The 12,323-nt window shown below is 66.6% G+C and carries 12 protein-coding genes; 5 read left to right on the top strand and 7 right to left on the bottom strand.

Annotated elements, in window-relative coordinates:
- Positions 1 to 591: an aminodeoxychorismate/anthranilate synthase component II gene (locus VH88_RS10380; RefSeq protein ID WP_045811194.1), complete on the bottom strand. Its 591-nt coding sequence runs from the start codon at positions 589 to 591 to the stop codon at positions 1 to 3.
- 88 nt (positions 592 to 679) lie between these two features.
- Between VH88_RS10380 and VH88_RS10375 the strand changes: the two genes are divergently transcribed.
- Positions 680 to 883 carry a hypothetical protein gene (locus tag VH88_RS10375; RefSeq protein WP_045811193.1) on the top strand — a complete coding sequence of 68 codons (204 nt, stop codon included), beginning with the start codon at positions 680 to 682 and terminating at the stop codon, positions 881 to 883.
- On the opposite strand, the gene trpE is transcribed toward VH88_RS10375, so the two are convergent.
- Entirely contained in the window at positions 880 to 2,397 is a 1,518-nt protein-coding gene (trpE, locus tag VH88_RS10370; RefSeq protein WP_045811192.1) for an anthranilate synthase component I, read from the bottom strand. The two genes, VH88_RS10375 and trpE, sit on opposite strands and share 4 nt — an antisense overlap.
- Positions 2,394 to 4,301, bottom strand: a complete 1,908-nt coding sequence (locus tag VH88_RS10365; RefSeq protein WP_045811191.1) for a peptidylprolyl isomerase — start codon at positions 4,299 to 4,301, stop codon at positions 2,394 to 2,396. Before VH88_RS10365 ends, trpE begins: the two co-directional genes overlap by 4 nt.
- Positions 4,302 to 4,441: 140 nt before the next feature.
- Between VH88_RS10365 and tpiA the strand changes: the two genes are divergently transcribed.
- The 4 genes from tpiA (at position 4,442) to VH88_RS16275 (ending at position 7,728) form a co-directional block, all read left to right on the top strand.
- Positions 4,442 to 5,194, top strand: coding sequence for a triose-phosphate isomerase (gene tpiA / locus VH88_RS10360; protein WP_045811190.1), 753 nt, complete (start codon positions 4,442 to 4,444; stop codon positions 5,192 to 5,194).
- Between the two features lie 64 nt (positions 5,195 to 5,258).
- Entirely contained in the window at positions 5,259 to 5,690 is a 432-nt protein-coding gene (gene secG / locus VH88_RS10355) for a preprotein translocase subunit SecG (RefSeq protein ID WP_045811189.1), read from the top strand.
- A 122-nt stretch (positions 5,691 to 5,812) separates the two neighbouring features.
- Entirely contained in the window at positions 5,813 to 7,465 is a 1,653-nt protein-coding gene (locus VH88_RS10350) for a CTP synthase (RefSeq protein WP_045811188.1), read from the top strand.
- 98 nt (positions 7,466 to 7,563) lie between these two features.
- Positions 7,564 to 7,728 (top strand): hypothetical protein, encoded by a 165-nt coding sequence (locus tag VH88_RS16275; protein WP_165116665.1) that lies wholly within the window; start codon positions 7,564 to 7,566, stop codon positions 7,726 to 7,728.
- A gap of 1 nt (position 7,729) precedes the next feature.
- Here the strand turns inward: VH88_RS16275 and VH88_RS10345 are convergent, their stop codons facing one another.
- From VH88_RS10345 to VH88_RS10330, 4 genes are read right to left on the bottom strand one after another with little or no spacing between them, the layout of a single operon-like run.
- Positions 7,730 to 9,082, bottom strand: coding sequence for a hypothetical protein (locus VH88_RS10345; protein ID WP_045811187.1), 1,353 nt, complete (start codon positions 9,080 to 9,082; stop codon positions 7,730 to 7,732).
- A 57-nt stretch (positions 9,083 to 9,139) separates the two neighbouring features.
- Entirely contained in the window at positions 9,140 to 9,466 is a 327-nt protein-coding gene (locus tag VH88_RS10340) for a hypothetical protein (protein WP_045811186.1), read from the bottom strand.
- A 39-nt stretch (positions 9,467 to 9,505) separates the two neighbouring features.
- Positions 9,506 to 10,063: a GNAT family N-acetyltransferase gene (locus VH88_RS10335; protein ID WP_235968866.1), complete on the bottom strand. Its 558-nt coding sequence runs from the start codon at positions 10,061 to 10,063 to the stop codon at positions 9,506 to 9,508.
- Between the two features lie 5 nt (positions 10,064 to 10,068).
- Positions 10,069 to 12,288: a S9 family peptidase gene (locus VH88_RS10330; protein WP_045811184.1), complete on the bottom strand. Its 2,220-nt coding sequence runs from the start codon at positions 12,286 to 12,288 to the stop codon at positions 10,069 to 10,071.
- Between the last annotated feature and the right edge of the window lie 35 nt (positions 12,289 to 12,323).

Here is a 12,323-nt window from a genome sequence, read left to right as displayed (position 1 = left end):
TCAGGCGGCCGCGAGGCGCTTTACGCCGGCGATCTCAAGGAAGTTGGCCAGCATGTCGTGACCGTGTTCGGTGGCGATGGATTCCGGGTGGAACTGAACGCCATGGATCGGGCGGCTGCGATGCTGCAAACCCATGATCTCGCCGTCGGCCGTCCAGGCGGTGACCTCCAGGTCGTCGGGCAGGGTTTCGCGCTTGACCGCCAGCGAGTGATAGCGTGTGGCGGTGAAGGGCGAGGGCAGGCCGGCGAAGACGCTCTGGCCCTCGTGCAGGATCGGCGAGGTCTTGCCGTGCATCAGGGTCTTGGCGCGAATGACGTCGCCGCCGAACGCTTGGCCGATGGCCTGATGACCCAGGCACACGCCCAGGATCGGCATCGATTCTGGCGCGGTCGTGATCAACGGCAGGCAGATGCCCGCCTGATCGGGCGCGCACGGGCCGGGCGACAGCAGAACGGCGGCGGGGTTCAGCGCCCACGCCTCGTCCACCGTCAGGTCGTCGTTGCGCACCACATGCGTCGGCGCGCCCAACTCCGCGAGGTAGTGGACGAGGTTGTAGGTGAAGCTGTCGTAGTTATCGACGACGAGGATCATGGCTTGGCTTCTAGGCGTGACGCGCGTCCGCGCCAAGCGGGCGCGGCCTTAAAGCGCATTTTAACTCGGCAGCACTAGGACTGAGCGCGTGAAACTTGCCGCTGAAAAAGACATCGCCGCCAAGATCGCCGCCGCCAAGGCGAAGCTGGTCGTGGTCGAAACCAGGCCCAACCCCGTCGCCGCGCTTGGCGCAGCCGCGCTCGCAGCGACTGCGGCGGTTTTGATGGCCGGGGTCGTCATCATCGGGCCGAGCGTGCAGTTCAACGATCCGGCGATGACGATTTCACGCTAGCGATTGCCGGTCCGAAACCGCCAGGCGTCTTCCGCCGCCCGCATCGGCGCCCGCGCCTTGTGCTGGGTCTCGGCATATTCGGCCGCAGGATCGCTGTCGGCGACGACGCCGGCTCCGGCCTGAACGAAGATTCGGTCGTCTGCGAACAGGGCGGTGCGCAGGGTGATGCAGATGTCTGCTTCGCCGCCGGCTGAAATATAGCCGACGCCGCCGCCGTAACCGACGCCGCGCTTTTCGCTCTCCAGTTCGTCGATGATCTCCATCGCGCGGACCTTGGGCGCGCCCGACAGGGTGCCGGCGGGCAGGGCGGCCAGCAGCGTGTCCACCGCATCCAGCCTGGGGTCAGCCTTCCCCCGCACGTTTGAGACGATGTGCATGACCTGGCTATAGCGTTCAACGACGAAGCTCTCGGTGACCTCGACCGTGCCGGGCGACGCGACGCGGCCCACATCGTTGCGGCCGAGGTCCAGCAGCATCAGATGCTCGGCCAGCTCCTTCGGATCGGCCAGCAATTCGACTTCCAGCGCCTTGTCCGCCTCGGGCGTCGCGCCGCGCATGCGGGTGCCGGCCAGCGGCCGGATCGTCACTTCGCCGTCCTTCAGCCGAACCAGGATCTCGGGGCTGGAGCCGGCAAGCTGGAAGCCTTCGAAGTTCAGATAGAACAGATAGGGCGAGGGGTTCTGGCGACGCAGCGAGCGATAGAAGGCGAAGGGATCGTCCGTCCACGGGGCCGAAAAGCGGTGGCTGAGGACGACCTGGAAGATATCGCCGGCGCCGATATAGTCCTTGGCCCTGGCGACCATCCCGCCGAAGGCCGGCTCGTCAACCGGCGAAGTGAAGACGGGAGGCGGCGTTTGCTGCGGAGCGGCGCGGACGGGCAAGGGTTCGCGCAAGGCCGTCTCGAACGCGTCCAGCCGCGCCGTCGCGGCGTCGAAAGCGTCATGCGCTGACATGCCGGCGTCGGGATAGGCGGCCGACACCAGAACGATCTCGTGGCGGACCGAATCGAAGATGGCCACCAGCGACGGCCGCGTCAGCACGGCGTCGGGCAGATCGAGCGGATCGGGGTTGGGCGCACCCAGCGGTTCCAGCAGGCGCACCATGTCGTAGCCGAAGACGCCGAACAGGCCGGCTGCCATCGGCGGCAGTCCCTCCGGCAGATCGAACTTCGACGCCGCGATCAGCGCGCGCAGGGATTGCAGCGCAGGGAGCGTTTCGGCCGCGAATCGACCTTTGCCTATGGCGGACCCGCGCGACAGTTCCGCCACGTTGGATCGACAACGCCAGACCACATCGGGATCCAGCGTCAGGATGGAGTAGCGTCCCTTGACCGCGCCGCCCTCGACCGATTCCAGCAGGCAGGCGTACGGCCGATCGCGTCCCAGCTTCAGATAGGCCGAGACCGGGGTTTCCAGGTCGTCGATGACCCGGCGAACCAGGACCTGCGGCCGACCGGCCAAAAGGCCGGCGGCGAAGGCGTCGAACGTGACGTCGCGTGAAACGTCGTCGGTCATTGCGCCGGTGCGGCGGGCGTTGCGCCACCCGACAGACCCAGGGCCGACAGCGCCTGGGCCGGATCGTTCTTGGCCTTGGAGCGCTGGGCGCCCGCCGAGACGGACGACTCGACCATGGCCTGCACCAACTCCTGGGTCAGGCGCGGGCGGACCTGCTCGGCCAGCGGTCCGGCTACGGCCGGATTGGCGGCGCGGACGTTGTCGACGCGGCCGACCACATAGGCGGTCTGCGACGCCGGCTGCGAGAAGGCCTGGCCCTTGGACTGGCCGAACAGACCCTGAAGCACGCCCTGACCCAAGGCTTCCTGGGTCTGCTGATTGCGGATGACGCCGGTGCGCACGGTCAGCGGCGCATTGACCGAGCGGGCGACCGCGGCGATGTCCTCGCCATTGCGCACGCGGGTCGTCAGCTCTTCGGCCTTGGCCGAGAGGCGACGCATGGTTTCCCGCTGGATCCATTGGGCGGCCAGGGGCTCGCGAACCTCGGCCAGGGTCGGCAGGGCCGACGGGCGGATGTCGTTGACGCGCACGGCGAAATACTGGCCCTGACCGGCGTCGATGACGTCGCTCTCGCCGCCTTTGGTCAGGCTCCAGGCCGTCTCGAAGATTTGCGGCGGGGCGTTCAGCGCCTGACCGTTCGGCAGTTTGCCGTCCTTGGTGAAGGGCGGCAGATCGACGATGCGACCGCCGGCCTCACGCGCGGCGTCAGCCAGGTTCTTGCCGGCCGTGCGGGCGGCTTCGTACTTCTCGACCTTGGCGTAGGTCTGGGTCTTCACGTCCTCGGCGCGCAGTTCCTGGATCATCTCCTCGCGAGCGCTGTCGAGCGTGGCGGGCGCGGCTGGCTGAACGGCCGTAACCTTGGCGACGGCGAAGCCGACACCGGCCTGGACCGGGTTGGACACCTGATTGGCTTGCAGGCCGAAGACGGCGGCTGCGGTCGCGGCGTCGCCGATGGCCGAGCGGGGGGTCTCGTTGAAGGCGGCAGGGGTGATGTTGTTGGCGCGGCCGACGTCGGCGGGCGATTGGCCCGCGCGCAGGGCGGCGGCGATCTTCTGGGCCGTCTCGCGGTTCGGCGCGGTCAGGGTGACGAACGAGCGCGTCTCGGGCTTGCTCAGCGTATCCTTCTTGAACTCGAAACGCTCGCGGATGCGGTCTTCCGAGATCGGCGCATTGGCCGAAGCCTCAGGCGTGAACAGAACTACCGACACCATGCGGAACTCGGGCGCGCGCAGGCGGTCGGCGTTCTCCTGGATGAAGGCGTTCAACTGGGCGTCAGTCGGGGCGGGGATCTGACCGGCCATCGCCGGGGTCACCTCGAACCAGCGCCCATCGCGGCTTTCGAAGGCGGAACCGGCCAGCAGCGCGCCATAGATGCGAGGCACGCGGGCGCCGGCGAAGACGGCGGCGCCGAAATGCTCGGTCGCATATTGGTCGCGCAGGTCTTGCTCCAGCATGGCGGGCGTCAGGTTCTGCTGCGCAAGAGCCGCCTCATAGGCCTGCTGGTCGAACTGGCCGGTGACCGAGTTGAAGAAGGCCGGGATCTGGCGGATCTGCTTGACGATCAGCTCCTTGCCCGGGCGGATGCCGGCCTTGTAGGCCCAGTTCAGGAAGCCCAGCTGCTGCGTCTGCTCGGTCAGAAAGCGGACGTGGATGTTTTCCGCCACCAGCTCCTGGTTCGTCAGGGGGCGGCCGACCTGCTGCTGCAGCCGCTCACGCACCTGATCGAAGGCGGTGCGGAACTCGGCTTCGTTCATCGAACGGTCGCCCGCATCGATGACGTGCTTCGGTCCCAGGTTGGAGAAGACATCCATCCGCGCGCCGACGATCACGAAGCTGATCGCGATCAGGACAAGCAGGGCGGCCGCCCATTTGGATCGAGAGAAGGCGCGGAAGGCGGTGAGCATTCGAAAACCCGGGACTGGCCGATATTGGCGTCAATCGTCGCGTATAGTCGGGGCGAGGCCGCCGCTGCAAGGATGGCTTCGTGTCCGGATTGCGGCGGCGCCTCTTGGCTTGGCGGTTTTCGCCTTCTAGACAGGCGCCCATGAAACAATCCGTGAAGATGATCGTCGGCAATTGGAAGATGAACGGCGTCTCGGCCGCCTTGGCGCAGGCTGAGGCTATCAGGGACGCCGTCGGAACGACGGGCCAGGGATGCCGTGTTGTGTTGTGCCCGCCGGCGACGTTGATCGACCGCATGCAGTCCGCCCTGGCGGGCAGCGGCGTGGCCGTGGGCGGTCAGGACTGCCATGACAAGCCCGCCGGCGCCTTCACCGGCTCGGTGTCGGCCGAAATGCTGGTCGATGCTGGCGCGACCGTGGTGATTCTGGGGCATTCCGAACGCCGCTCCGCGTTCGGCGAGGCCGATGCGGACGTCGCCGCCAAGGTCGAGGCCGCCATCGCCGCCGGGCTGGAGCCCATCGTGTGCGTCGGTGAAACCTTGCAGCAGCGGGAGGCGGGCGACGCCATCGCCGTGGTGTCGGGCCAGGTCTCGGGCTCGCTGCCATCCATCCTGGCCGAGCGCGACTTCGCGGTGGCATATGAACCCGTATGGGCCATCGGGACGGGCCTGACCCCGACGCTGGATCAGATCGCCGAGGTCCATGCCGCCGTGCGCGCCGCCATCGTCGCAAAGCTGGGAGACGGCGCGCGCACCGCGCCCATTTTGTATGGCGGTTCGGTCAAACCGGAGAATGCGCGCGACATTCTGGCTACGCCGGAAGTCGGCGGCGCCCTGGTCGGCGGCGCGTCCTTGAAGGCCGAGGACTTCATGCCGATCGTCAACGCCGCCGCGTGACGTTTGCCCCTGGCGCGCTTCGATGATAGAGGCCGCCGCTTGATCGGCGCAGATCCGCGCCCACATGAATGACGCCATGCTCCAGACCATCCTGCTCGTCGCCATCATCATCGTCGCCATCGCGCTGACGGGCATCGTCCTGCTTCAGAAGTCCGAGGGCGGCGCCTTGGGCATGGGCGGCGGTCCGTCGGGCTTCATGACCGCGCGCGGCGCCGGCAATCTGCTGACCGTCACCACCTGGTGGCTGGCTGCCGCGCTGTTCATCCTGACGATCATTCTGACGGTTGTCGGCAATATGGACCGCGCATCGGTGTCCGGCATCGACGCCGACGCTGTGGGTTCGCTGGCCACGACGCCGCAGACCCAGACGCAGCAGCCCGCCCTGCAACAGCCTGCTGCGCCGGCCAAACCGGCGACGCCTTCGCTGGATGATCTGGAAGCCAGCCTGCCGTCGGCCTCCACTGCTCCGGCGCCGGCCCAACAGCCCGCCCAGTAAGGCTCCGACAGAGACCCGAGTTTTCGAAAGCGCGCCGCAGGGCGCGCTTTCTTCTTTTGATCAACAGTTCGATTCGACGGCGGCATGACCGAGCCGCGAATCATGGAGTAAGGTGTCCCCCCATGGCTCGCTATGTGTTCATCACCGGCGGCGTGGTTTCCTCGCTAGGAAAAGGCCTCGCCTCCGCCGCTCTCGGCGCTCTTTTGCAGGCGCGCGGCTACAAGGTCCGCCTGCGCAAGCTTGACCCCTATCTGAACGTCGATCCGGGCACGATGAGCCCGTATCAGCACGGCGAGGTCTTCGTGACCGACGACGGCGCCGAGACCGACCTGGACCTGGGCCACTACGAGCGGTTCACCGGCGTGTCGGCGGCAAAGTCCGACAACATCACGACCGGCCGCATCTATTCGACCATTCTGGAGAAGGAGCGTCGCGGCGACTATCTGGGCGCGACGGTGCAGGTCATTCCGCACGTCACCGACCAGATCAAATCCTTCTGCCTGACGCCCGCCCTGACCGACGCGGGCGAAGACGTCGACTTCGTGCTGGTCGAGATCGGCGGCACGGTCGGCGACATCGAGGGACTGCCCTTCTTCGAGGCCATCCGCCAGTTGGGGCAGGACCTCCCGCGCGGGCAGAGTTGCTTCGTCCACTTAACGCTGCTGCCGTTCATCAAGACGGCCGGCGAGATGAAGACCAAGCCGACCCAGCACTCGGTCAAGGAACTGCGCTCCATCGGCATTCAGCCGGACATCCTGCTGTGCCGCTGCGAGCAGCCGATCCCGGCTGAGGAAAAGCGCAAGATCGGCCAGTTCTGCAACGTGCGCGAAAGCGGCGTCATTCAAGCAATGGACTCCGCCGACATCTATGCCGTGCCGCTGGACTATCACCGCGAGGGTCTGGACCGCGAAGTGCTGGCGCATTTCGGCATAAACGACGCGCCCGAGCCGGATCTGACCGGCTGGCAGGAGATCGCGCGTCGCCGCCTGCAGCCCGACGGCGAAGTCACCATCGCCGTGGTCGGGAAGTACACCGTCCTGAAGGACGCCTATAAGTCGCTGATCGAGGCCCTGCATCACGGCGGCGTGGCCAACAACGTCAAGGTCAACATCGACTGGGTCGAGGCCGACACCTTCGAAGGCGATCCCGAGGCCTGTGAGGAGCGTCTTCAGGGCGCGCACGCCGTTCTGGTGCCGGGCGGCTTCGGCGAGCGCGGCTCGGAAGGCAAGATCGAGGCGGCCCGCTTCGCCCGTGAGCGCAACATCCCTTACTTCGGCATCTGTTTCGGCATGCAGATGGCGGTGATCGAGGCGGCGCGGAACCTGGCCGGCTATCCCAAGGCCTCGTCCACCGAATTCGGCCCGACCGCCGAGCCGGTCGTCGGCCTGATGACCGAATGGACCCAGGGCAATCAACGCGTCCTGCGTCAGCAGGGCGGCGACCTGGGCGGCACGATGCGGCTGGGCGCCTATGATTCGACTCTGGCTGCCGGTTCCAAGATCGCCGAGATCTACGGCTCGACCGCGATCAGTGAGCGTCACCGCCACCGCTACGAGGTCAACATCAACTATCGCGAGGCGATCGAGCAGAAGGGCGGACTGGTCTTCGCCGGCCTGTCGCCCGACGGTGTGCTGCCCGAAACGGTCGAACGCCCCGACCACCCCTGGTTCATCGGCGTTCAGTATCACCCCGAGCTGAAGAGCCGTCCGTTCGCGCCGCATCCGCTGTTCGCCAGCTTCATCGGCGCGGCCGTGGTGCAAAGCCGCCTCGTCTGACGGAACGCGGTTCTCACAGACTCCATCGGGTCCGCGTTTTGCAGTAGACTGTCCGGAACGGATCGAATTGGCACGATCCGAATGCGGCGGGACCGTCGATGATCGGCGAGTTGCTTTATCACCTGCACAGGCACGTTCGGCTGGTGCTGATCGCCGGAGCGCTGATGCTCGTGCTCGGCGTGGTCCTGGTCGGCTATGAAGCGCTGCGCCTTCTGGACCAGCCGCCGGCCCGCCCGGCCGAAGCCGGACAGGCCTTGAGCTAGATCAGTCGATCTTCAGCCGCGCGAACAGCATCGCCCCGTCGGGATCGCCGCCGTACAGCGGCTCCAACGCCGTCGGCACGCGATTCATGGCATAGAGACCGCCGAGACCGAAACGGACGTGTTCGGCGATCCGCCAGTCGCGGACCATGCCGACCGACGCCTTGCCCACCGTGTAGAGCGGGCCGTGACCGCCGCCGACGCCGGGAACCAGTTCATCGGTCTCGATCCGTTCGGCGCGGGCGAAGACGGTCCAGCGGTCGTTGGGATGGACCGCCGTCTCCAGCAACCAGCCGTCCTTCGATTCGCCGTGGTCGTTGGTCTTTCGGCCCCAAGCCAGGGTCGAGGACCACCAGCCGTCATCGCCCAGACGGCGGGTGTGGATGGCGCTGGCCGACCATTTCGTCTCGTCCTCGTCGGGCTCCAGCTGTTCCGGCGCGGAGACATCGGCGTAGGAGGCCTGCAGCGACCATTGATCGCTCGGATTCCAGGCAGCCCGCACCGACCAACTGTCGAGCCGTGGCGAATCGATGCCCCAACGCTCCTCGTCCGGCTCGCGTCCCTTGAAGGCCGAGGTCTCGATCTTGAACCGGTCGTGCGCCCAGCCCAAGGTGGTCACGCCGAAGACGATGTGGGTCGAATCCAGCCAGTGGTGGGTGATCGGCGCCTCCGGACTGTCCATCGCGCTCATGCGGTGCATGAAGGCGGGCGGCCCGAAGGCAGGCTCTCCAGGCAGGCCGATGTAGCCATAGACGCTGTCCTTGTCCGACAGACGCTTCGAGTAGCTGGCTGACAGCTCCATGAAGAGGTCGTGGGGGTGCTGACGATCGACCAGCGGATTGACGCCGTCCGCCGTCTCGCCCGCCGCCAGCAGCAGCGGATAGCCGGACTTGCCCATCAGCGGATCGGGGCTGAGCATCGCGCGCAGGTTCAGTTTCGAACCGTCGTCGAAATCGCGCCGCGCCGAGGTCATCAACATGCCGGCGACGAAGGTCTTGTCGCCGCCGCGAGGCCCGGACTGGGTGTCATAGACCAGGTTCAGCATGGCGTGCGTCATCACCATCCAGTCGCCACGGACGCTGTGGATGCCGCCGTGTTCGCTGGCGTCGGGTTGCCAGCCTGTGCCGGAGGCGTCGCGGCTCATGGGCCAGGGGCCGTAGGGGCTGGTCATCGTGTGACCCATGCTGGCGTGATCCGCCATGGGTTCGTCAGATGAGATGGGCATGTCGTGACCTGCGTGCGGATCGGCAGCGGGCTTGGTCGACGCGTGGTGGGAGTGATCCTGCGCCGCCGCGGCCTGAGCCAGGGCGAGCAGGGAAGCGCCGGCGCAGACGCCGACGAGAGTACGGATAGCCATTCAAGGCCTCCTCTGATGATCGTGACGGAGTGCGCCCTGCGAGGGGCGCGAGGTGTGTCAGACGATCAGGAGGCGGGGTGGTCCGGGTTCGGGCGACAGCAAGCGACCGGCCGGCAGAGCGACCGAAACGGCGACCACGCGCAACGGCGACAGGGTCGGACGAGAAACCGGCGCGGGGTCCAGCGTGGGCGTCGCCACGCAGGCGACGCAGCAGATCATCGCCTTCATGGCCTTGGGCGCTTGGTTCGGGGTCTGGTCGGGCGAAGACTGACCCGTCTGATGGCAGAGCGCGGCGGTCGCCGGCGACGCCGAGGCGCCGACCGCGCCGAGCGCCAGCACCGACAGGGCGCCGATCAGCAGCAACAGGGATTGAACGATCTTCACGGCGTCAGGATAGGCGTCGGGTCACGGCGCCGCAATGCGTCAGCGCAGCGGCTTCTTGTCGACAAGGGGCAGACCCGGGGCGTCGGGCGCTGTCGCGCCGCCGTCGCCTAGCGCCCGCTGCATGAACACCACGTCGCGCCAGTCGTCGTGCTTCCAGCCGGCCGCCTTGAACACGCCGGCGTCGGTGAAGCCGCGCGTTCGGTGCAGGGCGATTGAGCCGACGTTCTCCGCATCACCGATGACCGCGACCATCTGACGAAGACCCATCACTTCGCACCGAAGGATCAACGCATCGAGCAGGACGCCGGCGACGCCGCGCCCCCGGGCCCAAGGCGCGACGTAGATGGAGTCCTCGACCATGTAGCGATAGGCCTGACGCGTGCGGAACGGCCCGGCGTAGGCATAGCCCGCGATCGCGCCCTCGATCTCGACCACAAGCCGCGGCAGGCCGAGAGCTTCGACCCCGGCCAGCCGGAACGCCATTTCGATCTCGTCGGGCGCTTCCAGCTCGAAGGTGCCGCGCCCATTGGCGACGCTTTCTGCATAGATGGCCGTGATCGCCGCAATGTCGTCGGGACGGGCGTCGCGAACCGTCAGTCCGCTCACGCCTGCTCCCATCCCTTGTCGATAGCCCAGACGGCGAAGGCGTAGTCGTGGGCGACTTCCTTCAGATAGTCGAACCGTCCGGCCGCGCCGCCGTGACCGGCCTCCATATTGATCTTCAGCAGCACAGGCTTACCAGAGGTGGTGGCGGGTCGCAGTTTGGCGACCCACTTCTCCGGCTCCCAGTAGGTGACGCGCGGATCGGACAGGCCACCCGTCGCCAGCACCGCCGGATAGGCTTTCGGCTCGACCTGATCGTAGGGGCTGTAGCTCATCATGTAGTCGTAGGCGGCCGGGTCCTCGATCGGATTGCCCCACTCGGGCCATTCCGGCGGCGTCAGCGGCAGGGAGGTGTCAGACATGGTGTTGATCACGTCCACGAACGGCACCTGACCGATGATCCCGGCCCAAAGGTCGGGCCGCATATTGTTGACCGCGCCCATCAGCAGACCGCCCGCCGATCCGCCCTGAGCGACGATGTTTCCGGCCGCGGCGTACTTCTTGTCGATCAGGTGTTCCGCAGAAGCGATGAAGTCGGTGAAGGTGTTCTTCTTCGTCATCTTCCGGGCGTCGAGGAACCAGCCCCAGCCCTTGTCCGATCCGCCGCGAATATGGGCGATGGCGTAGATCCAGCCGCGATCCACCAGCGACAACCGGTTTGTCGAGAAGCTGGCCGGCATGGGGATGCCGTAGGAGCCGTAGCCATAGAGCAGCAGGGGCGCCGAACCGTCGACCGGCGTCGATTTGCGACGCAGCACCGTGACTGGCACCAACTGACCGTCCGAGGCGGGCGCGTTCAGCCGCTCGACGACATAGTCTTCGATATTGTGACCAGACGGAATCTGCTGCGTCTTGCGCAGGGTCCGCTCGCGCGACGCCATGTCGTAGTCGAACGTCTGCGTCGGCGTGGACGGCGAGTTGTAGGTGTAGCGGGTGGTCGTCGTCTCGTATTCGGAGGCGCCGGCCAGCGACAGGGCGAAGGCCGGTTCGTCCACCGCGATCTCATGCTCGGCGCCTTCGCGGTCGCGGATGATGATGCGAGTGTTGGCGTCTGCACGTTCCTGACGCGCCAGATGGGCATTGGTCAGGTCCAGGCCTTCGATGAAGCGGCCCGGCGTGTGCGGCACCAGATCGGTCCAGTTCGCCTTGGCCGGCGTCGCGGTCGGGGCCTGGACGATCTTGAAATCGATGGCGTCGTCCGCATTGGTGCGGATTACCCAGCGGTCGCCCCAGTGATCGACGTCATAGCGGGTCGCCACCACGCGCGGCTCCAGCACGACGGGTTCGGCCGTCGGCGTGGCGGCGGGAATGTAGCGCGCCTCCGACGTTTCCTGGTTCTGAATGCCGATCACGATGAACTGGTCGTCGGCGGTGCGGCCCACGCCGATGAACATGCCGTCGTCGGCTTCCTCATAGACCAGGGTGGTCGCGCCGCCGCGCGCCGGGCGACGGAAGATCTTGTCCGGACGGCCGTTGTCGTCGCGGTTAGTCCAGAAGATCCACTGGCTGTCCGGCGAGAAGACGAAGTCGCCGGTGGCGCTGTCGATCACTTCAGGCAGCACCTCGCCTGTCGCCAGATCCTTGACGTAGATCTTGTGAACCTCGGAACCCTGGGCGTCCTCGGCATAGGCGAACAGCGTGTGATCCGGGCTGTGGCTTGCGGCGGACACTTCCGAATAGGCCTTGCCTTTGGCTAGCTCGTTGGCGTCCAGCAGCAGCTGGGGCGTCGGGGCCATGACAAAGTTTTTCGTCACCGGCTGACCATTGACCATCCACGTGCCCTGACGCTCGACGCGCATGTAGCGGGGGTGCTGATCGCCGGTCTGGTATTCGACGTAGTAGTTCCAGCCGCCATCCGGCGCCGGAACCGAGCTATCGTCTTCCTTGATGCGGCCGCGCATCTCGCTGAACATCGTCTCCTGCAAGGGCAGGGTGGAGGCCATCATGGCCTCGCGGTAGGCGTTCTCGGCGGTCAGGTGTTCCTTGACCTCGGCCTTGATCAGGGTCGGATCGCGCAGGACCGCCTGCCAATTGTCGTCCTTCATCCATTGATAGTCGTCGGTCCGGGTGCGGCCCAACTGTTCGATGACGACAGGGATTTTTTTGGCAACGGGCGGTTGAGGCATCGTGGATCCGGGGGACTGACGGGCGAGCGCGGGGGAGGCCGAAACGGCGAGGGCGGTCGCCGCCGTGGACATGATCAGTTGCCGACGATTCATCGGACGCTCCCTGCTTGTTTGAAGGGCGGACCTTG

It is taken from the genome of Brevundimonas sp. KM4 (assembly GCF_000964075.1).
GTDB lineage: Bacteria > Pseudomonadota > Alphaproteobacteria > Caulobacterales > Caulobacteraceae > Brevundimonas > Brevundimonas huaxiensis.
This window is presented reverse-complemented; position numbering and strand designations above follow the sequence as displayed.

Coding starts and splice junctions, on each gene's coding strand:
- secG (WP_045811189.1), top strand. CDS start 5,259: ATGAATGACGCCATGCTCCAGACCATCCTGCTCGTCGCCATCATCATC.
- VH88_RS10380 (WP_045811194.1), bottom strand. CDS start 591: ATGATCCTCGTCGTCGATAACTACGACAGCTTCACCTACAACCTCGTC.
- VH88_RS16275 (WP_165116665.1), top strand. CDS start 7,564: ATGATCGGCGAGTTGCTTTATCACCTGCACAGGCACGTTCGGCTGGTG.
- trpE (WP_045811192.1), bottom strand. CDS start 2,397: ATGACCGACGACGTTTCACGCGACGTCACGTTCGACGCCTTCGCCGCC.
- tpiA (WP_045811190.1), top strand. CDS start 4,442: ATGAAACAATCCGTGAAGATGATCGTCGGCAATTGGAAGATGAACGGC.
- VH88_RS10345 (WP_045811187.1), bottom strand. CDS start 9,082: ATGGCTATCCGTACTCTCGTCGGCGTCTGCGCCGGCGCTTCCCTGCTC.
- VH88_RS10365 (WP_045811191.1), bottom strand. CDS start 4,301: ATGCTCACCGCCTTCCGCGCCTTCTCTCGATCCAAATGGGCGGCCGCC.
- VH88_RS10350 (WP_045811188.1), top strand. CDS start 5,813: ATGGCTCGCTATGTGTTCATCACCGGCGGCGTGGTTTCCTCGCTAGGA.
- VH88_RS10330 (WP_045811184.1), bottom strand. CDS start 12,288: ATGAATCGTCGGCAACTGATCATGTCCACGGCGGCGACCGCCCTCGCC.